This is a genomic window from Kitasatospora sp. NPDC114501, assembly GCF_055633695.1.
Map to the genome: position 1 here is coordinate 1 of NZ_JBVKDS010000002.1, position 21,337 is coordinate 21,337.

Genomic DNA, 21,337 nt, shown 5'->3' on the forward strand with positions numbered 1-21,337 from the left:
GCCACGCCGCCGTCGCCGCCCTCCTACGCGTGCCCCACGTCGTCCTGGCCGTCAACAAGATGGACCTCGTCGACTACGCCGAACCCGTCTTCGCCGCCATCGCCGCCGAATTCACCGCCTACGCCGCCTCCCTCGGCATCACCGACGTCCTCGCCGTCCCCATCTCCGCCCTGGCCGGGGACAACGTGGTCGAACCCTCCGCGCACATGGACTGGTACGCCGGCCCCACCCTCCTCGAACACCTCGAAACCGTCCCCGTCGGCACCGACCCCGCCACCGAACCCACACGCTTCCCCGTCCAGTACGTCATCCGCCCCCAGACCGAACAACACCCCGACTACCGCGGCTACGCCGGCCAACTCGCCTCCGGCGTCCTACACGTCGGCGACACCGTGACCGTCCTGCCCTCCGGCCACACCACCACCGTCGCGGGCATCGACCTACTGGGCCGGCCGGTCCAGGAGGCCCGGGCCGGGCAGTCCGCGACCGTCCTGCTCGCCGACGACCTCGACGTCTCCCGGGGCGACCTGATCGCCCCGAGCGCCGCCGCGCCCACGACCACCCGCGAGGTGACGGCCACCGTCTGCCACCTCGCCGACCGGCCGCTCACGGCCGGACAGCGCGTCCTGCTCAAGCACACCACCCGCACGGTCAAGGCGATCGTCCAGGAGATCCCGTCCCGGCTCGTGCTGGACGACCTCGCCCAGCACCCGGCGCCGGACCGACTGGTCGCCAACGACATCGGCAGGGTCGTGATCCGTACCGCCGAGCCGCTCGCCCTGGACGCCTACGCCCGCTCCCGCGGCACCGGCTCCTTCCTGCTGATCGACCCGGCCGACGGCACCACGCTGGCGGCCGGCATGGCGGGCGACTCGTTCACCGCCGCCACGGCCGCGCCGGAGCGGGACGACGACGGATGGGACTTCTGACCGTGGCCGCCACCAGCGCCGTCATCGACCTCCAAGGCGTGACCAAGTCCTTCGGCGCCGCCGCGCCGCCCGCCGTCGAGGGGATCGACCTGCGCATCGAGGCCGGGGAGTTCGTCTGCCTCCTCGGCGCCTCCGGCTGCGGCAAGTCCAGCCTGCTGAACCTCATGGCCGGACTCGACCGCCCGACGGCGGGCCGGGTCACCGTGCCCGGACGGCGGCCCGCCGTGATGTTCCAGGACCACGCCCTCTTCCCCTGGCTGACGGTCGGCCGCAACGTCGAGCTGGCCCTGCGCCTGGCCAAGGTGCCGAAGGCCGAGCGCCGGGCCGAGGCCGCCCGGCTGCTCGCGGCCGTCCGGCTCGCAGACGCGTACGAGCGGCGGGTCCACGAGCTGTCCGGCGGCATGCGGCAGCGCGCCGCGCTGGCCCGGGCGCTCGCGCAGGGTGCCGACTGCCTCCTCATGGACGAGCCGTTCGCCGCCCTCGACGCCGTCACCCGGGACCTGCTCCACCAGGAGCTGATCCGGGTCCGGGCCGAACACCGGCTCACCGTCGTCTTCGTGACGCACAGCGTCGAGGAGGCCGCCCGCCTGGGCAGCCGCATCGTCCTGCTGTCCGCCGACCCCGGCCGGATCGCCCACGAATGGACCGTGGACCTCCCGTACCCGCGCCGGGCCGAGAGCCCGGGCGTCGCCTCCCTCGTCCACGAGATCACCGAGCGACTGGGGGAGGAGGTCCGCCGCCATGCCCGCGACTGAGAACACGCTCACCGTCCTGCGCCCGCGCCCCGTGGCGCCACCGCGTCGCACCGCCCCCGGCGGTACGGCCCGCGACCGCGGCCGCCGCCGCACGGCCGCCGCCGCGGGGCCGCTGTCGGCCGTGGCGCTGGTGCTCTGCCTCTGGCAGCTCGTCTGCGTCCTGAACCTGTCGGCCACCCTGCCCCCGCCCGCCGCCGTCGGCCACGACCTGGCCGCCGCCTGGTCGAGCGGGGCGCTCGCCCCCGCCCTGCTCGGCAGTCTCCGGCGGTGCCTGGCCGGCTTCCTGGCCTCGGCGGCGATCGGGGTGCCGCTGGGCCTGCTGCTCTCCGCCGTGCCCGTGGTCCGCACCCCGATCGCCCCCGTCCTGAGCGCGATCCAGGCCCTGCCCGCCGCCGCTTTGGTCCCGGTGGCCGTGGTGGGCCTGGGCAACTCCGAGCGCGCCGTGTACACCGTCGTCCTGCTGGGCGCCGTCCCGGCCATCGCCGCTGGGACGCTCGCCTCCCTCGACCAGGTCCCGCCGCTGCTGCGCCGGGCCGGCCGTTCGATGGGCGCCGCCGGTCCCGCCTACGTGCGGCACGTGCTGCTCCCGGCCGCCCTCCCGGGCCTGCTCAGCGCCCTCGAACAGGGCTGGACCTTCGGCTGGCGCGCGCTGATGACGGCCGAACTGATCACCGCGACCCCGCTGCCCGGCGTCGGCCGCCTCCTGGACGAGGGCCGCAAGGCCGGCCACCTCAGCCAGGTGCTGGCCGCGACGGCCGTGATCCTCGCCGTCGGCGTCCTCGTCGAGTCGGCGGTGTTCGCGCCCCTGCGCCGCCGGGCCCTGCGCCAACGGGGGCTGACGGCGCCGTGAGGTGCCGTGGCCGGGGCAGGCCGGGAGTCCGCGTCCTGGGCTTCCGGCCCTGATCAAGCCCTGATCAGACCCCGGTCAGCCCGGATCGGGCCCGGATCCGGGCCCGATCCGGAGCCGCGCCGGGCCCGCTGTGGGGGAGGTCACATCGCCCTCCCGGACCCGTTTCCGACGCGGCCGGGGGCTCGGAGGGGTCGGTTATGGTGGGTGGGCCCAGACGCTGACGAGGGAACGATCTGGTCTATCTCAACGGGGTGCCATCGCGGTGCGCGAGCTCGGTCTGAAACGGTGGGGGCGGCGGACGGGCCCGGAGGAATCCGGCGGCGCGGCGGAAACCGGAAGACCGAGTTCCTGGACCCTCCCGGCGGCCTGCGTGGCGGCGCTTTCACTGGCGGTGTTCGCCTGGTTCCGGCACACCCACGGCGCCACCATGGTCGACATGCTGGTCTACCGGGCCGAGGGCCAGGCCGTCGTCCGCGGCGAGGACCTGTACGCGATGCGGCTGCCCGGCTGGGACCTGCCGGCCACCTACCCGCCGTTCGCGGCGATGCTCTTCGTGCCGAGCACCTGGTTCGACGTGAGCACCCTGCGCGTCCTGGTGATGCTCCTCAACTACGCGCTGCTCGCCGCGGCCGTGCACCTGTCGCTCAAGCTGGCCGGCTGGCCCCGGCAGCACCGCGCGGCCGTGGTGATCCTGGCGACCGGCCTCGGCATCTGGCTGGAGCCGGTCTTCACCACCTTCCAGTACGGCCAGGTCAACCTCGGCATCCTCTGCCTGGTCCTGTGGGACCTCACCCGCCCGGACCGCCACCGCTTCAAGGGCGTGGGCATCGGCCTGGCCACCGCCATCAAGATCACCCCCGGCCTGTTCGCCGTCTACCTGTTCCTGACCGGCCGGGTCCGGGCCGCCCTGGTCTCGGCCGGCACCTTCCTGGCGGCGGGCCTGATCGGCTGGGCCGTACTGCCGGACGCCTCGTACGGGTTCTGGACCAACTACCTCTGGGACCCGAGCCGGGTCGGGGTGACCGTCCTGGTGGACAACCAGTCGCTGCGCGGCGCCGTCTGCCGGCTGCTCGACGTCAACGACCCGGGCCCGGTCGGACTCGTCGCCTCGGCACTGGTCGGGGCGTTCGGGCTCGGGGTGGCGGTGCTGGTCGGGCGCTCGGCCCGGGTGCTGCGGCGGGCCGACGCCTGGGGCGCGGTCTGCGCCGCCCTCACCGCGCTGCTGGTCTCGCCGATCAGCTGGACCCATCACTGGGTCTGGTGCGTCCCGCTCCTCGCCCTGCTGGCGGTGGAGGCCAGGACCAGGGCCCGGAAGGTGCTGTTCGGCCTGGCCCTGCTGGTGTTCCTCTCCCACGTCATGTGGACGGTGCCGCACCGCTGGGGCCGCGGGGTCGCCTGGTACTGGCAGCTGCCCGGCGCGATCTACCCGCCGATCGCGATCGCCGTCCTGGTCGTCCTGGGCGTACGGCTCCACCGCGCCCGGCGGCAGGCCGTGGAGGCCACCGGTGGCGGGGCCCGGGCCCTGTCGGCCGACAGGGCGGACCGCGACCCCGAGCTGACGAACCGGACCTGACGGCCCGGACCCACGGACCCAGACCCGGACGGATCAGACCTGACGTGACCACCCAGACCGCACCCCCGCCGCCGGCCGCCGCCGGGCCCGCCACCCGCCGACTGGCCGCGGCCGTGCTGCTCGGCCCGGCCCGGCGCACCGCGCTGCTCACCGCGCTCTGCTTCGCGGTGACCTGTGCGATCGGCCTCCAGGGCTGGACGTCCGTGTCGCTCGGCGGCTTCGACCTCGGCATCTTCGACCAGGGCGTGCGCGGCTACGCCCACTTCGGGCTGCCCGTCTCGACGCTGAAGAGCTTCCACCACGAGTTCCCGCCCGGCTTCTCGCTGCTGGGCGACCACTTCTCGCCGGTGCTGGCGCTGCTCGCGCCGCTGTACTGGGTCTGGGACGACCCGCGCTCGCTGATCATCGGCCAGTCGCTGCTGTTCGCCGCCGGGGTGCCGCTGATCCGGCGGATCGCCGGGTACGCCTTCGCCGGCGCCGAGCCGCGCACCGCCCGCCGGGCCGCCGACCTGGCCGGCCTGGTCCACGCGCTCGGCTGGCCGCTGCTGGTCGCCGCCCGGGTCGGCTTCCACGAGGTCGCCTTCGCGGTGCCGCTGACCCTGCTGATGCTGGAGCGCGGGCTGGCCCGCCGGTACGGCACGGTGCTGCTCGCCGCCGGGCTGCTGTGCTGCACCAAGGAGGACCTCGGCCTGATGGTCGCGGCGTACGGCCTGGTGCTGCTGCTGCGCACCCGCCGCACCGGCGACCGGGCGGGCCGCTCCACCGGCCTGGGACTGCTGCTGGGCGGGCCGGTCGCCTCGGTGGCCGCCATCACCTGGCTGATCCCGGCGATGGGCGGGGAGCCGGGCTACTACTGGAACTACGGCTCGCTCGGCACGGACGGCGGCGACGCGCTGCGCAACCTGCTGCACGACCCGTTCCTGCTGGTGCAGGCCGCGTTCGACCAGCCGCTCAAGCCGCTGCTGCTGCTGTGGCTGTTCGGCACCGCGCTGCTGCTGCCGCTGCGCTCGGCCACCGTGCTGTGCGCGCTGCCGCTGCTGGCCGAGCGGATCCTGTCCAGCAACCCCAACCACTGGTCGATCGCCCGGCACTACGACTCGCTGCTGTGGCCGGTCCTGCTCACCGCCTCGCTCGAGGTGCTGGGCCGGCTGAGCGCCACCGGGCGGCCGGAGCGGACCGTGCGGCGGGCCCGCCGGCTGGGCCTCGGCGCGGCCGGGATCGCGCTGGCGGCCGCGGTGCCGATCGGGCTGGCGCCGCTGGCCCTGCCGTCCTCCTGGGCGCCGAAGACCAGCGAGGCGGCGCTGGTGCGGGCGGCCGCGCTGATCCCGGACGGGGCGTCCGTCGAGGCGGACAACCAGATCGCGCCGCGGCTGACCGCCCGGGCGGACGTGGTGCTGGTCGACGGCACGCCGCGCGGGCGCGAGTACGTGCTCACCCGGGGCGACAAGCGGTCCTTCCCGTTCAAGACGGACAAGGAGCAGGCCGAGCGGATCCAGCTGCTGCTGGCGCACGGCTACCGGCAGCTGTGGGCCGAGGACGGGGTCGTGCTGCTGCACCGGGAGGGCGACCGGCCGGTCCCCGGCGAGCACGTGCCGGGGCCGGGCGACAAGCCGGTCCAGGACGAGGTCCCGTCCGACGTGGGGCACAACCTGTTCCGCGGCTGAGCCCGGCCCCGGACGTGCCGGAGGGCCGGCCGGAACGACGTCCGGCCGGCCCTCCGGGGTGACTCAGGGGCGGTCCGAGCCGGCGTAGCTGCCGCTCTGCGGGGAGCCCTGGGGCGGGACGGCGCCGTAGTGGCCGGGCCGCCGGCCGCGCGGGTGCCGGGTCAGCTTGTAGCCGAGGACGCCGGCCAGCGCGGCCAGGAAGCCGCCGCCGATCGTCCAGTACCAGCGGCTGTTCCAGCCGGAGAACCAGCCGGTGTACCAGTGCTCCTCCTCGGCCACCGGGGCGGCCGCCTTGGCGGTGCTCGCGCCGCCGCCGACCGGCGGGACCAGCGGGGCCTTGAGCTCGCCGCCCTCCGGCTGGGCGTTGTCGGCGTCGCCCTTGGCGGCGACGTGCAGCCGGACCGAGGAGGCCAGGCCGAGGTCCGGCTGCGGGGCGTCGCTGACCGACAGCCGCACGTAGTACGTGCCGGGCAGCGGGTCGCCGGACCACGGCTCGGCCCAGGTGCGGACCTCGCGCAGGGTGCAGTTCAGCGCCAGGGTGGCGGCGCTCTGCTCGGCGGTGGCGTTCTGGGTGCCGGCGGTGCACGACTGGCGGCGGCGCAGCCCGTCGAAGACCTCGACGGACCAGGTCTGCGGGCCGTGCCGGTCGGCCGCGGGGGCCAGGTCGACGGTCAGGTCGACCGTCGGGGTCTGGCCCTCGGAGGCGCCGAACGCCCAGTACAGGTAGTCACCGGTGGAGACGGAGACCTTGGCGTCCTGGCCGGGGGAGAGGTTGACCGCGGTCAGGAAGGAGGTGCCGGCCTTGGTGGCCGGGGCGGGGGTGCCCTTCGCGCCGGCCGTGGGGGACGGCGAGGCGGCCGAGGCGGCCGGGGCGCCCAGGGCGCTCAGGGCCAGGGCGGGCAGCAGGGCGAGGGCGGCGAGGGTGCCGCGAAGCGTCGTACGCATGGTCAGTTCTCCCGCCAGACGGCGATCCGCCAACGCGCGATCCAGCCGAGGACCAGACCGAAGGCCAGGCCGGCCAGGGTGAGGGTGAGCAGCAGGATCCAGCCGCGGCCGAGGCCCATCGCGGCGCCCTCCGGGGCGGGCGAGGCGGAGGTCAGGTCGACGGTCAGCTCCAGCGGCAGGCCCGGGTCGGCGAGGACGCCGGCCTGCGGGGCCAGCGAGTTGCTGACGACCAGGCAGACGGTGGTCTCCGGCTTCTCCTTGGAGCCCTTCGAGGGGGTGGGACCGGCGGTGACGTAGCCCTTGGAGTCGTCGGTGGACCAGCGCAGGCCGGTGGAGACCACGTCGGTGCGGCCGCTGCCGGCGTCGGTGCCGCGGACCAGTTCCTGGCCGGTCGCGCTGGTCGCCTGGAGCAGCACCCCGTAGTCCCGGGCCACCGGGCGGTCGAGGGCGACGCTGACCGAGGCGCGCAGCTCCTGGCCGGACTTGACCGGGACCTTGTAGACGCGGTGCTCGGAGAACTTCTCGCGGTCGGTGTAGACGCCCGGGGCGAGCACCGGGGCGCTCTCGCACCTGTCGGTGCCGGCGGTCTTGACCGGGGCCACCGTGTAGGTGTCGTTGGAGCGGTCGACCAGCTGCTTCACCTTGTCGGTGAGCTGCTCCTGGGTGCGGACGTCGGTGTAGGTGCCGCCGGTCGCGTTGGCGATGCAGAGCAGCTGCTGGCGGGTCTTGTCGTCGTGGGCCAGGCCCAGGGTGTCGACCACCAGGTGGATGCCCTGGGAGGCGAGTTCGCGGGCGACGTCACAGGGGTCGGGCGGGGTGCAGGTGTCCTCGCCGTCGGTGATCAGCACCACCCGGCGGGTGGTCTCGCCCTTGCCGAGGTCCTGGGCGGCGCCGCGCAGGGCCAGGCCGATCGGGGTGAAGCCGGTGGGCCGGAGGGTGGCCACGGCGGTCTTGGCCTCGACCTTGTCCGTTCTGCCGACCGGGAAGAGCTGCTTGGTGTCCAGGCAGCCCTGGGCCTTGTCGTTGCCGGGGTAGGTCGCGCCCAGGGTGCGGATGCCGAACTCGGTCTCCGCGGGCAGCGCGTCGATCACGTCGTTCAGCGACTGCTGGGCCACCGATATGCGGCTCTTGCCCTGGATGTCCGCCTCTCGCATGGAGCCGCTGACATCCAGGACGAGGTCGACCCGGGGGGCCTCCCTGGTGGCGGGAGCGGCGCCGGCTGATGGTTCGTCGGCATGGGCGGGCAGGCCGAGCAGCAGCGAGGCGCCGGCTATCGCCAGGGCCGCCATCAGGCTGCCGAGCCTGGTCTGTGGTCGTCGTCCGGTAGTCACCCGCCGATCCTAGGGAGCATCAGTTCGCCATGGCGAAACGAGTCCGGATCGTGCCTCGACCAGCCGAGGCGTGAACTCCGGCGCGCGGACGAGGAATTCGCTGACGCCGCGCTTACCCCGGCTGGATAGCCTTCCGTACGCAGGCGGCGGCGACGGGGGTGCGATGGAACTGACGGCGGTCGGCAAACGGTACGGGCGGCGGGAGCGGTGGATCCTGCGCGGGGTCGATCTGGCGGCCGGGCCGGGCGAGTTGGTGCGGATCGCCGGGCGGAACGGCAGCGGCAAGTCGACCCTGCTGCGGCTGGTCGCCGGGATCGAGCGGCCGAGCACCGGGCGGGTGCTGCGGCCCGGCCCGACGGCGTACGTGCCCGAACGCTTCCCGCCGGCGCTGCCCTTCGACGCCACCTCCTACCTGCTCCGGGTGGGCCGGGTGCACGGGCTGTCGGCGGAGCGGGCGCGGCGGCGGGCGGGGGAGTGGCTGGACCGGTTCGGGGTCGCGGACCGGGCGGGCACGCCGCTGAGCCGGCTGTCGAAGGGCACCTGCCAGAAGATCGCGGTCGCCCAGGCGCTGCTCCCCGAGGCGCGGGTGCTGCTGCTGGACGAGGCGTGGACCGGGCTGGACCCGCAGGCCCGGGCGGTGCTGGACGAGGCAGCCGCCGAGCGGGCGGCGGCGGGCGGCACGGTGCTGTTCGTCGACCACGACCCGGCCCGGCTGGCCGGGCTGACCACCGCCGCGTACCGGGTCGGCGCGGACGGCGGGCTGCGGGCCGTCGAGGACGGGGCGCGGGAGCCGGTGCCGGACGGCCCGGTGATGGAGGTCGAGGTGGACGTCGAGGACGGTGCCCCGCTGCCGCCGCTGCTGCCGGGGGCGCCGGAGGTCACCGCGCTGGCCGGGACGGCGGTGCGGCTGGCGGTGCCGGCCGCGCACTCGGACGCGCTGCTGCGCAGGCTGCTGCTGGGCCGCCCGGCCGTCCGGGTGCTGGCGGTGCGGCGGCGCGGGGAGGGGAAGCGGTGACGGCGCGGACCGGTGCGCTGACCAGGTACCACCTGGAGCTGCTGCTGCGCTCGCACGCCTGGCTGCCGCCGTTCCTGGCGTACGCGCTGCTGCTGGTGGTCGGGGTGCCGGTGGGCGACCCGCTGCTGGGCGGCCTGGGCTTCGGCGCGGGGGCACTCCTGCCGGTGAGCGCCTGGTACGTGCGCAGCGCGCTGAACGCGGAGCCGCCGGCCTCGCGGGCCTGCCTGGTGGCGGCGGCGGGCCCGGTCCGGGTCCACCTGGGCGCGCTGCTGGCGGCGCTGACGGTGTCGCTGGTGCTGGCGGCCGGCCAGGTGGCGGTGGTGTGGTGGACCAGCGGCGCGGTGGCCGGCCCGGGGGCGCAGCGGCAGCCGGCGGCCGGGGCGGCGGTGCTGGCCGGGCTGGCGGCCTCGGTGGTCTGCGCGCTGCTGGGGGTGCTGGCCGGGGCGCTGGCGAACCGTCCGGTGCTGGGCCGCCCGCAGTACGGCATCCCGACGGCACTGGCGCTGGCCGTCCTGCTGCTGGTGGTGCCGGTCTCGCCGGCCAACGCGGCGGTGCGCCGGCTGGTGTCGGCGGCCCGGACCGGTCGGATCGCGGTGCCGTGGGCGAGCCTGCTGGCCGCCGCCGTCCTGCTGGCGGCGGTCGGCGCGGGGGCGGCGGCGCTGGCCGGGCGCCGACCGGAGTGACGGGCGCAGCGGCGGGCGGAGCCGCCGCAGGGCGCTGACCTGCCGCTTCAGCCACCGAGTGGTAGAAGCGCCGTCTACGAAGTGTCCGGTTTGTACAGCACTATGCGCCAATTCGGACAATGCGCCGGTTGGGACTGTTCGTTTGCGACACTGGTGCTTTCGCCGGGTACTGTCCCATGTTTGTTCGGTTGATCCCCCGATGACACCCGGAAGGGTTCCGGGTGACCAGCTGCCAGGACACCCTCCCCCGCCTAGAAGGACCGCAGTTTTGGCCAGCAACACCATTGGTGCGCGTCTGCTGCGACGCAAGCCCGTCTCGACACTGATCGCCGAGTCCGAAGGCAAGGACGCCCTCCCGGCCGGCGCGCCCGAGGAGGGCGGGCGTTCCGGCATCCACCTGCGCCGCTCGATCGGCCTGTGGCAGCTGTCCTCGATCGGCATCGGCGCCACCATCGGCACCGGCATCTTCTTCGTGCTGAACACCGCCGTGCCCTCGGCCGGCCCGGCCGTCATCCTGTCCTTCGTGATCGCCGCGATCACCGCCGGACTCACCGCGCTCTGCTACGCCGAGATGGCCTCCGCGATCCCGGTCTCCGGCTCCTCGTACTCCTACGCCTACGCCACCCTCGGCGAGGGCGTCGCCTTCGGCGTCGGCATCTGCCTGCTGATGGAGTACGGCGTCTCCGCCTCGGCGATCGCGGTCAGCTGGGCCGAGTACCTGAACAAGTTCCTCGACCTGGCCTTCGGGGTCACCATCCCCGAGCAGCTGTCCGGCGCGCCGGGCGGGGGCCACTGGTTCAACCTGCCGGCGCTGCTGCTGGTCGCCATGGTCTGCGTCCTGCTGATCCGCGGCGTCAGCGAGTCGGTGAAGGTCAACGCGGCGATGGTCGCGATCAAGATCCTGATCCTGATCCTGTTCGTCGGCGTGGCGTTCACCGGCTTCCACTCCGGCAACCTGACCCCGTTCATGCCGCTCGGCATCGGCGGCGTGCAGGTCGCCGCGTCCAGCATCTTCTTCTCCTTCATCGGCCTGGACGCCGTGTCCACCGCCGGTGAGGAGGTCAAGAACCCGCGCCGCACCCTGCCGCTGGCGATCATCATCTCGCTGGTCGTGGTGACCCTGCTCTACATCCTGGTCGCCCTGGCCGGCATCGGCGCCCAGCCCTGGCAGAAGTTCGACGGCCAGGAGGCCGGCCTCGCCCAGATCCTCCAGGACATCACCGGCCAGAGCTGGCCCGCGATGCTCTTCGCGGTCGGCGCGATCATCTCGATCTTCAGCATCACCCTCGTGGTGATCTACGGCCAGACCCGCATCCTGTACTCGATGGGCCGCGACGGCATGCTGCCCAAGCGCTTCGCCGAGCTCTCCCCGCGCAGCGGCACCCCGGTGTGGAACACCCTCGTGGTGGGCCTCGGCGTGGGCGCGCTGGCCGCGTTCGTCCCGCTGAACATCCTGGCCGACATCACCAGCCTCGGGACGCTCATCGCCTTCTCGGTGGTCTCGATCGGCGTGATCGTGCTGCGCCGCACCCAGCCCGACCTGCCGCGCGGCTTCAGGGTGCCCGGCTACCCGGTCGTCCCGCTGATCAGCGTCGGCTTCTGCGCCTACCTGATCACCGGCCTGCACGCCGACACCTTCCGGGCCGGCGCGATCGCCCTCGTCGTCGCCGTGGTCGTCTACTTCGGCTACAGCATCAAGCACTCCCGGCTGGAGCAGGCCGAGCGGCAGTCCGTGTCCTCGGACAGCGCCGTCGGCTGACCCGAAGGCAAACCCCGCGTGAAGGGCCGCCGACCGCCGAGGCACCCGGCGGCCCTTTTCACGCCATCGCCCGTCCGGTGTCCTACGCCATGGCGACAGGGCCCGGCCCGCACCCCTAACCTTCCACCATGGTGAGCACCCGCACGCCCGGCTTCTCCCGCCCGCGCGGCCGCTTCACCGGCCGCAGCAGAACGCCGGCCCAGACCTCCACGACCGAGGCGTCGTCCAGATCCGGACGGCCGCCGCGCGGCTTCTCCACGCGGCCGTTCCCCCGTCAGCGTGGTGAGAGCACGTTTCCGCCCACGCCCGATCGGCTGAACCCCGCCAGGCTCGCGAGGCTCTCCTCGACGCGGACCGTCCAACTGCTCGGCTGCCTGGTCGCGGCCGGCTGGGCCGCCGCCTTCCCGCTCGTCTCCGACCTGCCCAACCAGCGGCTCTGGGGCCTGATCGCGGCCCCCGCCTACGCCCTGGCCGGGCTGCTCTGCCTGACCCTGCCGCGCCGCTTCGCGGCCCACGCGGCGGCGACCGTCGCCCTCGTCGGGGCCGTCCTCGTCCCGCTCGGACTGCTCGCCCTGCACGGCCGCCACCAGTCCGAGGTCATGGTGGTCGAACGCTCGGCCCACCTGCTGCTCACCACCGGCACCGCGTACCTGCCGCACCCGGTGGTGGTCACCGACTACAACCCGTACCTGCCGGCGATGTCCCTGTTCGGGATGCCGCGCCAGCTGCTCGGGGACTCCACCGCCTTCGCGCGGGTCGCCGGGGACGCCCGGATCTGGTTCGCGCTGACCTTCTTCGCCTGCCTGCTGGCCGCCTGGCGGCTGCTGCGGCCCTCCGGCCCCGGCCCGAGCGGCCCGCGGGCGCCGCTGCTGCCGCTGGCCGTCCTCACCGCCTCGCCGCTGATCGCGCTGGCCCTGGTGGTCGGCGGGGTGGACCTGCCGCTGATCGGGGTCTGCTGCCTGGCCATGGCGCTCGCCGAGCGGGACCGCACGGTCGGCGCCGGGCTGGTGCTCGCCCTCGCCTGCACCCTGAAGTGGACGGCCTGGCCCGCGCTGCCGGTCGCCGTCCTGCTGCTGTGGCGGCTGTACGGCCGGCGGCCCGCGGCCCGGACCGCGCTGATCGGGGTCGGGGTGAGCGCGCTGGTGATCCTGCCCTCCGTGCTGGCCCAGGCGGACGCGCTGCGCGAGCAGGTGGTGCGGTTCCCGCTCGGGATGACGGCGATCCGCACCCCGGCGGGCAGCCCGCTGCCCGGCAAGGTGCTGGCCGGCTTCGGGCCGACCGGGCACGCGATCTCGCTGGCGCTGATGACCATGGCCCTGGTCGCGGTGGCGATCTGGCTGCTGGCCCGGCCGCCGGTCTCCGCGATCGCCGCGGCCGACCTGCTGGCCGCCGGGCTCGCGATCGCCTTCATGCTGGCCCCGGCCGGGCGGTTCGGGTACCTGGCGCTGCCCGCGGTGCTGCTGATCTGGCCGCGGCTGGCGGCGCGGCGCTGGAGCAGCCGGCGCCCGGTCCCGCCCCGCCGGGTGCGGGGAAGGCCGCAGCCCGCCCTGCCGCGGGGCTGAGCGGGCTGTGACTCGCCCGCTCGCCTCCGGGCGCTCTTGACCCGGCGTCGACGGTCGGCGCTCCGGCGCTCCTTCGTCGCTGGTCGCTTCTCCCTTTCGACGCCGGCGCGCCCTTCGGCTCGGGGCGGGATGTGACTCGCCCGCTCGCCTCCGGGCGCTCTTGACCCGGCGTCGACGGTCGGCGCTCCGGCGCTCCTTCGTCGCTGGTCGCTTCTCCCTTTCGACGCCGGCGCGCCCTTCGGCTCGGGGCGGGATGTGACTCGGGCCGGGTGCTGCCGCGGAGGCTCAGCGGCCGCCGGCGGCCTTCAGGATGGAGGCGACGGCCGGGCCGGCCGCGTCCACGCCGTGGCCGCCGCCCTGCACCTCGGCGGCCACCGCGATGTTGCCGCGGTAGGCGGTGAACCAGCTGTTGGTGACGTCGACGCCGGCGACCTCGGCGGAGCCGGTCTTGGCGCCCGCGTTGTCGCTGATCCCGGCCATCACGTCCTTGGCGGTGCCGCCGGTGGCGGTGGCCGCCATCATCGCCTTCAGCTTGGCGTCCACGTCCGGGGAGAGCGGGCGGGCGGCCTTCTGCTGCGGCAGTTCGGCGACCAGGACCGGCTGCTTGAACTCGCCGTTCTGCACGGTGGCGGTGATCGAGGCGATGGCCAGCGGGTTCATCTGGACCTTGCCCTGGCCGATGTAGTTCATGGCCTGCTCGTCCTTGCTGCCCGGCGTCGCCGGCACCTTGCCGTCGGCGTTCGGCAGGCCGGTCTTCCACTCCAGGCCGATGCCGAAGACGTCCTTGGCCGTGCCGGACAGCGTCTCGGGCTTGAGGCTGGCCAGGCCCTGGTTGATGAAGGCCGTGTTGCAGGACATCATGAAGTCCTGCTGGAGCGTGTTGTTGGGGAAGGCGCCCGGGAACGAGTTCGGGATCGGGTGCGCGTTGCCGCTCTTCTCCGGGCAGGCCACCACGGTGTCCGGGTTGACCCCGGCCTCCAGCAGCGACGCCGAGGTGACGATCTTCATCGTCGAGCCCGGCGCGAGCAGCCCGGTGAAGGCCCGGTTCTGGCCGTTGGCCGGCGAGTTGGCGAAGGCCAGCACCTGGCCGGTGCTCGGCTCGATCGCGACGATGGAGCCGGGCTTGCCGCCCAGGTCGGTCATCGCCTTCTCGGCGGCCGCCTGGAGGGTGTTGTCGATGGTCACCTTGAACGGCTTGCCGGGCTTCGGCTCGACGATCGTGAACAGCTTGTCCTGGGAGCCCTTGCCGGACGGGTCGGAGATCACCACCGCGCTGCCCGCGTCCTGGTCCTTGTTCGGGTCCGGCGGCAGCAGCTTGTTGGCGTTCTCCTGGAGGGTGGTCATCAGCGCCGGGGTGAGCGAGGCGCCCTGCACCGGCTTGCCGTTGCGGTCGACCACGGTGGACGGCGGGGAGAAGACCGGCTGGACGGCGATGGTCTCGTTGCCGGACAGGTGGGGGTGGATCACCGACGGGGCCCAGTGCACGGCCGGGGTGTTGTCGCTCATCTTCACGACGCCCAGGAAGCCCTGGTAGTCCCAGGCCCGGTTGGTGCCCGCGAACTCGGCGCGCGCCTTGTAGGACATCAGCGTGCCGGTGGGCCCGGGGGCGGCGGTGGGGGACGGCGAGTCGCCGGCGCCCGGCGTGCCGGGCGTCCCGGAGGCCGCGGCGGACGGCTTGGCGGCCGGGGCGGGGGTGCCGGTGGCGGCGGAGAAGACCTGCTGGGTGGTCGGACCGAACGGGGTGAGGGTCAGCGCGCTCGGCTTGACCTGGTCCCGGAAGGCGGTCAGGGCGGTGGTGGCCGCGGCCGGATCGTCGGTCAGCGAGGCGGCCTTGGCGATGTCGCCGGCCGCCCAGGCCGCCAGGAAGTCCTTCAGGCCGGCTGCCGCCTGCTCGGCCGACGGCGGTTCGGCGACGACCGTACGGGGCTTCTTGCCCTCGGATCCGCCGGAGTCGTTCATCAGGCTGTACGCGCCGTAGCCGCCGCCCGCGAGGACGGCGATGGACACGCCGGTGATGATGCCGATCTTCGCGCCACTGCGCATGGTGCAGTTCCCCCAGGGGTCTCGCGGCCGGGCGCAACCGGCCGGGGCCGGAAACGCAGTACCCCCCCACCCTAGGCAGCCGGGATCGGTGCGTCGGCGAATCGCCCGGGACTTGTGACGGATCTGGTACGTGTTGTGCACCGCGTACGGACGATTCGCGGGAACGCGGTGCGGGCCCGGAGGCGGATCAGACCCAGGTGTTGAACCACATCCGGCGGCGCCAGTCCTCCAGCGGGATGGTCTGCCCGGTGAAGAGCGGGTAGAAGAAGAGGAAGTTCCAGACGATCAGCAGGACCAGCAGGCCGGCCGCCGCGGAGCCGATGAGCCGGCGGTCCCGGGAGGCGCCGGCCGGCCCGATCAGGGCGCCGATCAGCATCGTCACCGCGAGCACCAGGAACGGGACGAAGACCACCGCGTAGAAGAGGAAGATCGTCCGCTGCTGGTAGGCGAACCAGGGCAGGTAGCCGGCGGCCAGGCCGCAGAGCAGGGCGCCGGCCCGCCAGTCCCGCCGGGCCGCCCAGCGCCACAGGCAGTAGGCCAGCGCCGCGACGGCCGTCCACCACAGCAGCGGGGTGCCGATGCCCAGCACCTCGCGGGCGCAGTCGGCGGCGGTGCAGCCGGCCTGGCCGTACTTGGGGGACTCGTAGTAGAAGGACACCGGCCGGCCCAGCACCAGCCAGGACCACGGGTTGGACTGGTAGGTGTGCGGGTCGCTCAGGCCGACGTGGAAGTCGTAGACCGTCGAGTGGTAGTGCCACAGGGAGCGCAGGGCCTCGGGTATCCACGGGAAGTCGGTGGACCGGCCGACCGCCCAGTCCCGGCCCCAGCCGCCCTGGCCGGGGGCGGTGCTGCTGGCGAACCAGCCCCACCAGGACGCGACGTAGACCGCGACCGGGACCACCACGACCGAGACGAAGGCCGGCACCACGTCCCGGGCGAGCACCGCCCGGAACGGGTGCGGGGCGCCGGCCAGGCGGCGGGCGCCGACGTCCCAGAGCACGGTCATCAGGCCGAAGGCCGCCGCGACGTACAGGCCGCTCCACTTGGTGGCGCAGGTCAGGCCGACGCAGACGCCGGCCGCGATCCGGTACGGGCGCCAGCCCAGGTTCAGCCGCTGGGCGAGCCGCGGGTCCTCGACCCCGCCCAGCCGCCGGGCCAGCAGGGCCCGGGTGCGGTCGCGGTCCAGCAGCAGGAAGCCGAAGGCGGCGAGGGTCCAGAACATCACCACCAGGTCGAGCAGGGCGGCCCGGCTGAGCACCAGGTGCAGGCCGTCCACCGACAGCAGCAGGCCCGCCACGCAGCCCAGCAGGGTGGAGCGGAACATCCGGCGGGCGATCCGGGCGAGCATCAGCACCGACAGGGTGCCGAGCAGGGCCACCGCGAACCGCCAGCCGAAGGGGTTCATGCCGAACAGCTGCTCGCCCGCGCCGATGATCCACTTGCCCACCGGCGGGTGCACCACGTACGAGGGCGTCGGCCGGTACGGGACGGCCGCGCCCGGCGTCATGATCGTGGCGTTGGCGTCCTCCGGCCAGCTGATCTCGTAGCCGCCGTGCCAGAGCGCGTAGGCGTCCTTGGCGTAGTACGTCTCGTCGAAGATGATCGCGTGCGGCTGTCCGAGGCCGGTGAACCGCAGCAGCCCGGCGAAGACCGCCACCGCGACCGGGCCGAGCCAGCCGGCCCAGCGGCAGAGGAAGAACCACAGGCCCTGCGGCAGCGAGACGCCCAGCCGCAGCAGCAGCGGCGACTGCGGCACGTCCCGGGGCGTCACCCGGGGGCCGTCCGGCATCGGCGGCGCCAGGCGCTCGGTGAGCGTCGCCGTGGGGCGGGCGGCGTAGCCGTAGCGGGCGAGGCGGTCGCGCCAGCCGGCGGGTCCGGCCTGCGGTGAGCGGGGGGACGGCAGGCCGACGCCGCCGTACGCGGAGTGGTCCGTACCAGTGGGCGTCTGCGCCGCCGTGTCGCCGTTCATCCGCCACATCGTAGGGGCGCTCTTCGTACGCGTGTCCGCTCCCTCGGAAGCTGACCGAATCGTCACCAAAAACCCCGGGCGCTCCACAGCTGCGAGGATGGGGACCGTGACAGGAGTACTCGTTCTCGCAGGCACCCCCATCGGCGACGTCTCGGACGCCCCGCCCCGGCTGGTCGACGAACTGGCGACGGCGGACGTGATCGCCGCCGAGGACACCCGGCGGCTGCGCCGGCTCACCCAGGCGCTCGGGGTGACCCCGGCCGGGCGGGTGGTCTCCTACTTCGAGGGCAACGAGGTCGGCCGCACGCCCGAACTGGTCGAGGCGCTGCTCGGCGGCGCCCGGGTGCTGCTGGTCACCGACGCCGGCATGCCCTCGGTCTCCGACCCCGGCTACCGGCTGGTCGCCGCCGCCGTGGCCGCCGACGTCAAGGTCACCGCGGTGCCCGGGCCCTCGGCCGTGCTCACCGCGCTCGCGCTGTCCGGCCTGCCGGTCGACCGCTTCACCTTCGAGGGCTTCCTGCCGCGCAAGAGCGGCGACCGGGCCCGGCAGCTCGCCTCGATCGCCGCCGAGCCGCGCACCATGGTCTTCTTCGAGGCGCCGCACCGGATCGCCGAGGCGCTGACGGCGATGGCCGAGGCGTTCGGGCCGGAGCGGCCGGCCGCCGTCTGCCGCGAGCTCACCAAGACCTACGAGGAGGTCAGGCGCGGGCCGCTCGGCGAGCTGGCGGCCTGGGCGGCCGAGGGCGTCAAGGGCGAGATCACCGTCGTGGTCGCCGGCGCCCCGCCGGCCGCGCCCCAGGAGCTGACCCCGGCCGAGCTGGCCCGGCTGGTGGCCCTCCGCGAGGAGGCCGGGGAGCGGCGCAAGGAGGCCATCGCGGCCGTCGCGGTGGAGCTCGCGCTGCCCAAGCGCGAGGTCTTCGACGCGGTCGTGGCGGCGAAGCGGGAGGGCCTCGAGGGCGGCCCGGGGAAGCGGTGAACTCCCGGGGGTTGCGTTGCCCCCGGGGAGTCGTACCGTGGAGAGAAGGCCTCGGTAAACACCCGCCGAGCTGAAGTTTCGGTCGCGGTTTCCGGTCCTGGGAGGCCCTGCGTATAGGGCTCCCCAACCCGCGTCCAAGTCTTCACAAGTGGGGCGTCGGCCGGGGCGGTCCGGGCATTTCCTGGAACGGAAAGACCCAGCCGGACGAGCGTCCGGCGGGCGCTGGGAGACGGCCATGAGTGATGTTGTCGGTAGCCCCCGCAGTGGCAGCGCACTGAGCACCGCCGGTCTGGCCGGCCGGCCGCACACTCCCGTCGAGACCGTACGGGAGGCCTACTCCTTCGCGTGCCTGCGCTGCGGGTACGGCTGGGAGCAGGCGTACGACATCGAGCACCACGTCGCCAAGGACGGGCACGTCGTGTTCGAGTACCACGCCAACGGCGTCCGGGTGCCGTCCCCGCTGCTCAAGCCGACCTGCCCGGGATGCGGCGGCCACACCGTACGGATCATGCGCGAGGGCCGGGTGGCCTCCGCGGACCAGCCGCGGCACCACGCCCCCGGCTACCCGGCGCACGCCGAGCCGGCCGGGACGCCCCCGGTGGCCGAGCCCGTCCGGCCGCGCGGACGCTGGGCCCGGTTCTGGTCGCGGCTGCTGGGCTGACACCGGGCGACGGAGAAGGGACCGCCCCCGGCCGGGAGAGAACTCGGTCGAGGGCGGTCCGCCCGCCCGACTAAGCTTTCCGACCATGGCGGCCACTGCAGACCACAGCACCACCGGGGCGAGCGCCCCGGCGTACTACGTTTCCACCCCGATCTACTACGTCAACGATCGCCCCCACCTGGGCCACGCGTACACCACCGTGGCGGGCGACGTCCTCACCCGCTGGCACCGCCAGCGCGGCGAGAAGGTGTGGTACCTGACCGGCACCGACGAGCACGGTCAGAAGATCATGCGGACCGCCGAGGCGAACGGCGTCAGCCCGCAGGAGTGGTGCGACAAGCTGGTCGAAGAGGCCTGGAAGCCGCTCTGGGAGCACCTGGAGATCGCCAACGACGACTTCATCCGCACCACCGAGGAGCGGCACACCGCCCGGGTGCAGGAGTTCGTCCAGGACCTGTTCGACAAGGGCGAGATCTACAAGGGCGGCTACTCCGGCCCGTACTGCGTCGGCTGCGAGGAGTTCAAGCTCCCGTCCGAGCTGCTCGACGGCGCGACCGAGGACGAGAAGCTCTGCTCCGTCCACAAGCGGCCGGTCGAGTGGCTGGAGGAGGAGAACTACTTCTTCCGCCTCTCCGCCTACGGCCCGCGGCTGCTGGAGTTCTACGCGGCGAACCCGGACTTCATCCAGCCGGCCTCGGCCCGCAACGAGGTGCTGCGCTTCGTCGAGCAGGACCTCAAGGACCTCTCGATCTCCCGCTCCACCTTCGACTGGGGCGTGCCGCTGCCCTGGGACGAGAAGCACGTCCTCTACGTGTGGGTCGACGCCCTGCAGAACTACATCACCGCGGCCGGCTACGGCAGCGACCCGGAGCGCTTCGCCGAGCTGTGGCCCGCCTCGGTCCACCTGGTCGGCAAGGACATCCTGCGGTTCCACGCCGTCATCTGGCCCGCCATGCTGATGGCCGCCGGGCTGCCGCTGCCCAAGCGGGTCGTCGCCAACGGCTGGCTGATGGTCGGCGGCGAGAAGATGTCCAAGTCCAACCTGACCGGCATCGCGCCCACCGACCTCACCTCGCACTTCGGCGTGGACGCGTACCGCTACTACTTCCTGCGGGCGATCCCGTTCGGCACCGACGGCTCGTTCTCCTGGGAGGACTTCACCGCCCGGTACACCTCCGAGCTGGCCAACGACTTCGGCAACCTGGCCTCCCGGGTCGCCGCGATGGTCGGCAAGTACTTCGACGGGGCGCTGCCGGCCTCGGCCGCGCACGGCGAAGCCGAGCAGGCGATCGCCGACGGGCTCGCCAGGGCCGTCGAGACGGCCGACCGGAAGATCGGCGAGGAGCTGGACTTCGCCGGCGGCCTCGCGGCGATCTTCGAGTTCGTCAAGCAGGTCAACGGCTACCTCACCGAGCAGGAGCCGTGGAAGGTCGCCAAGGACGGCTCCGAGGAGGGCCGGGCCCGCCTCGCGACCATCCTCTACACCGCCGCCGAGGCGCTGCGCGCCACCGCGGTCCTGCTCAACCCGGTGATGCCGTCCACCGCCGAGAAGCTGTGGACCTCGCTGGGCGCCGAGGCCGCCGGGCTGGGCACGCTCTCCGCGCAGACCGTCGCCACCGTCGCCGACTGGGGCCGGCTGCCCGCCGGTGCCACCGTCACCAAGGGCGAGATCCTCTTCCCGCGCCTCGAAGAGAAGCCGACCGCCTGACATGGCCGCCAAGGACGACGCCCGGTCGACCCCGCCGCCGCTGCCGGAACCGCTGGCGGTGGCGGTGGCCGACTCGCACACCCACCTCGACATGCAGTCCGGCACCCCGGCCGAGGGCCTGGCCAAGGCCGCCTCGGTCGGGGTCACCACGGTGGTCCAGGTGGGCTGCGACGTGCCCGGCTCGCGCTGGGCCGCCGAACTGGCGGCGCAGTACGAGCAGGTGCACGCGGCCGTCGCCCTGCACCCGAACGAGGCGCCGCGGATCTTCCTCGGCGACGCGGACGGCTGGTCCGGGCAGCAGCGGAAGGCCGGCGGCGCCGCCGCGCTGGACGAGGCGCTCGCCGAGATCGACCGGCTCGCCGCACTGCCGCAGGTGCTGGCGGTCGGCGAGACCGGCCTGGACTACTTCCGCACCGGCCCGGAGGGCGTGGAGATCCAGAAGGAGTCGTTCCGCCGCCACATCGAGATGGCCAAGCGGCACGGCAAGGCCCTGGTCATCCACGACCGGGACGCCCACGAGGACGTCATCGCCGTCCTGCTGGCGGAGGGCGCCCCGGAGCGGACGGTCTTCCACTGCTACTCCGGCGACGCGGACATGGCCAAGACCTGCGCCGAGCACGGCTGGTACCTCTCCTTCGCCGGCCCGGTCACCTTCAAGGCCAACCAGCCGCTGCGCGACGCCCTGCTCGCCACCCCGCTGGACCGGATCCTGGTCGAGACCGACGCCCCGTTCCTCACCCCGCACCCCTACCGGGGCCGCCCGAACGCCCCGTACCTGATCCCGGTCACGGTGCGCTCGATGGCCGCGTCGCTGGGGCTGCACGAGGACGAGCTGTCGGCGGCCATCGCGGAGAACACCGCGCGCGCCTTCGGGTACTGAGCACGAGGCCGGGGCCCCGTCCGGATCGGCGCGT

General features: G+C 74.0%; 17 protein-coding genes. 13 read left to right on the top strand and 4 right to left on the bottom strand.

Going from position 1 to position 21,337, the window contains the following annotated elements; genetic code table 11:
- From ACZ7RU_RS03615 to ACZ7RU_RS03635, 5 genes are all read left to right on the top strand, one after another.
- A partial coding sequence (locus ACZ7RU_RS03615) for an elongation factor 1-alpha C-terminal domain-related protein (RefSeq protein WP_470339318.1) occupies positions 1-929 on the top strand: 929 nt, incomplete at its 5' end.
- Positions 917-1,684 carry an ABC transporter ATP-binding protein gene (locus tag ACZ7RU_RS03620; RefSeq protein ID WP_470339319.1) on the top strand — a complete coding sequence of 256 codons (768 nt, stop codon included), beginning with the start codon at positions 917-919 and terminating at the stop codon, positions 1,682-1,684. The genes ACZ7RU_RS03615 and ACZ7RU_RS03620, both read left to right, overlap by 13 nt.
- Entirely contained in the window at positions 1,671-2,534 is an 864-nt protein-coding gene (locus tag ACZ7RU_RS03625; protein WP_470339320.1) for an ABC transporter permease, read from the top strand. Before ACZ7RU_RS03620 ends, ACZ7RU_RS03625 begins: the two co-directional genes overlap by 14 nt.
- A 370-nt stretch (positions 2,535-2,904) precedes the next feature.
- The gene (locus tag ACZ7RU_RS03630) at positions 2,905-4,107 is read left to right on the top strand and encodes a glycosyltransferase 87 family protein (protein WP_470339321.1); all 1,203 of its coding nucleotides are present in this window, start codon (positions 2,905-2,907) and stop codon (positions 4,105-4,107) included.
- Between the two features lie 44 nt (positions 4,108-4,151).
- On the top strand, positions 4,152-5,771 hold the full coding sequence (locus tag ACZ7RU_RS03635; protein WP_470339322.1) for a DUF2079 domain-containing protein: 1,620 nt from the start codon (positions 4,152-4,154) through the stop codon (positions 5,769-5,771).
- Between the two features lie 63 nt (positions 5,772-5,834).
- Here the strand turns inward: ACZ7RU_RS03635 and ACZ7RU_RS03640 are convergent, their stop codons facing one another.
- Both ACZ7RU_RS03640 and ACZ7RU_RS03645 read right to left on the bottom strand, forming a co-directional pair.
- Positions 5,835-6,716 carry a peptidase gene (locus tag ACZ7RU_RS03640; RefSeq protein WP_470339323.1) on the bottom strand — a complete coding sequence of 294 codons (882 nt, stop codon included), beginning with the start codon at positions 6,714-6,716 and terminating at the stop codon, positions 5,835-5,837.
- Positions 6,717-6,718: 2 nt separating this feature from the next.
- Positions 6,719-8,047 carry a VWA domain-containing protein gene (locus ACZ7RU_RS03645; RefSeq protein WP_470339324.1) on the bottom strand — a complete coding sequence of 443 codons (1,329 nt, stop codon included), beginning with the start codon at positions 8,045-8,047 and terminating at the stop codon, positions 6,719-6,721.
- Positions 8,048-8,210: 163 nt separating this feature from the next.
- On the opposite strand from ACZ7RU_RS03645, the gene ACZ7RU_RS03650 reads away from it, so the two are divergent.
- The 4 genes from ACZ7RU_RS03650 (at position 8,211) to ACZ7RU_RS03665 (ending at position 13,066) form a co-directional block, all read left to right on the top strand.
- Positions 8,211-9,062, top strand: coding sequence for an ATP-binding cassette domain-containing protein (locus tag ACZ7RU_RS03650; protein WP_470339325.1), 852 nt, complete (start codon positions 8,211-8,213; stop codon positions 9,060-9,062).
- On the top strand, positions 9,059-9,745 hold the full coding sequence (locus tag ACZ7RU_RS03655; RefSeq protein WP_470339326.1) for an ABC transporter: 687 nt from the start codon (positions 9,059-9,061) through the stop codon (positions 9,743-9,745). Before ACZ7RU_RS03650 ends, ACZ7RU_RS03655 begins: the two co-directional genes overlap by 4 nt.
- A 199-nt stretch (positions 9,746-9,944) precedes the next feature.
- Positions 9,945-11,504, top strand: coding sequence for an amino acid permease (locus ACZ7RU_RS03660; protein WP_470339327.1), 1,560 nt, complete (start codon positions 9,945-9,947; stop codon positions 11,502-11,504).
- Positions 11,505-11,632: 128 nt separating this feature from the next.
- On the top strand, positions 11,633-13,066 hold the full coding sequence (locus ACZ7RU_RS03665) for a glycosyltransferase 87 family protein (protein ID WP_470339328.1): 1,434 nt from the start codon (positions 11,633-11,635) through the stop codon (positions 13,064-13,066).
- Between the two features lie 285 nt (positions 13,067-13,351).
- Here ACZ7RU_RS03665 and ACZ7RU_RS03670 read toward each other — a convergent pair whose 3' ends face one another.
- Positions 13,352-15,109: a penicillin-binding transpeptidase domain-containing protein gene (locus ACZ7RU_RS03670; protein ID WP_470339329.1), complete on the bottom strand. Its 1,758-nt coding sequence runs from the start codon at positions 15,107-15,109 to the stop codon at positions 13,352-13,354.
- A gap of 187 nt (positions 15,110-15,296) precedes the next feature.
- Positions 15,297-17,078: a dolichyl-phosphate-mannose--protein mannosyltransferase gene (locus ACZ7RU_RS03675; protein WP_470339330.1), complete on the bottom strand. Its 1,782-nt coding sequence runs from the start codon at positions 17,076-17,078 to the stop codon at positions 15,297-15,299.
- 106 nt (positions 17,079-17,184) lie between these two features.
- On the opposite strand from ACZ7RU_RS03675, the gene rsmI reads away from it, so the two are divergent.
- The 4 genes from rsmI to ACZ7RU_RS03695 all read left to right on the top strand — a co-directional run bounded on the left by rsmI (position 17,185) and on the right by ACZ7RU_RS03695 (position 21,303).
- Positions 17,185-18,054 (top strand): 16S rRNA (cytidine(1402)-2'-O)-methyltransferase, encoded by an 870-nt coding sequence (rsmI, locus tag ACZ7RU_RS03680; RefSeq protein WP_470339331.1) that lies wholly within the window; start codon positions 17,185-17,187, stop codon positions 18,052-18,054.
- A 235-nt stretch (positions 18,055-18,289) separates the two neighbouring features.
- The gene (locus tag ACZ7RU_RS03685; RefSeq protein ID WP_470339332.1) at positions 18,290-18,715 is read left to right on the top strand and encodes a hypothetical protein; all 426 of its coding nucleotides are present in this window, start codon (positions 18,290-18,292) and stop codon (positions 18,713-18,715) included.
- 85 nt (positions 18,716-18,800) lie between these two features.
- On the top strand, positions 18,801-20,423 hold the full coding sequence (gene metG, locus ACZ7RU_RS03690) for a methionine--tRNA ligase (RefSeq protein WP_470339333.1): 1,623 nt from the start codon (positions 18,801-18,803) through the stop codon (positions 20,421-20,423).
- A 1-nt stretch (position 20,424) separates the two neighbouring features.
- Positions 20,425-21,303 carry a TatD family hydrolase gene (locus tag ACZ7RU_RS03695; RefSeq protein ID WP_470339334.1) on the top strand — a complete coding sequence of 293 codons (879 nt, stop codon included), beginning with the start codon at positions 20,425-20,427 and terminating at the stop codon, positions 21,301-21,303.
- The last annotated feature ends 34 nt before the right edge of the window (positions 21,304-21,337 follow it).

Coding starts and splice junctions, on each gene's coding strand:
- ACZ7RU_RS03650 (WP_470339325.1), top strand. CDS start 8,211: ATGGAACTGACGGCGGTCGGCAAACGGTACGGGCGGCGGGAGCGGTGG.
- ACZ7RU_RS03640 (WP_470339323.1), bottom strand. CDS start 6,716: ATGCGTACGACGCTTCGCGGCACCCTCGCCGCCCTCGCCCTGCTGCCC.
- ACZ7RU_RS03665 (WP_470339328.1), top strand. CDS start 11,633: ATGGTGAGCACCCGCACGCCCGGCTTCTCCCGCCCGCGCGGCCGCTTC.
- ACZ7RU_RS03620 (WP_470339319.1), top strand. CDS start 917: ATGGGACTTCTGACCGTGGCCGCCACCAGCGCCGTCATCGACCTCCAA.
- ACZ7RU_RS03670 (WP_470339329.1), bottom strand. CDS start 15,109: ATGCGCAGTGGCGCGAAGATCGGCATCATCACCGGCGTGTCCATCGCC.
- ACZ7RU_RS03685 (WP_470339332.1), top strand. CDS start 18,290: ATGAGTGATGTTGTCGGTAGCCCCCGCAGTGGCAGCGCACTGAGCACC.
- metG (WP_470339333.1), top strand. CDS start 18,801: ATGGCGGCCACTGCAGACCACAGCACCACCGGGGCGAGCGCCCCGGCG.
- ACZ7RU_RS03660 (WP_470339327.1), top strand. CDS start 9,945: ATGACACCCGGAAGGGTTCCGGGTGACCAGCTGCCAGGACACCCTCCC.
- ACZ7RU_RS03695 (WP_470339334.1), top strand. CDS start 20,425: ATGGCCGCCAAGGACGACGCCCGGTCGACCCCGCCGCCGCTGCCGGAA.
- ACZ7RU_RS03625 (WP_470339320.1), top strand. CDS start 1,671: ATGCCCGCGACTGAGAACACGCTCACCGTCCTGCGCCCGCGCCCCGTG.
- ACZ7RU_RS03675 (WP_470339330.1), bottom strand. CDS start 17,078: ATGAACGGCGACACGGCGGCGCAGACGCCCACTGGTACGGACCACTCC.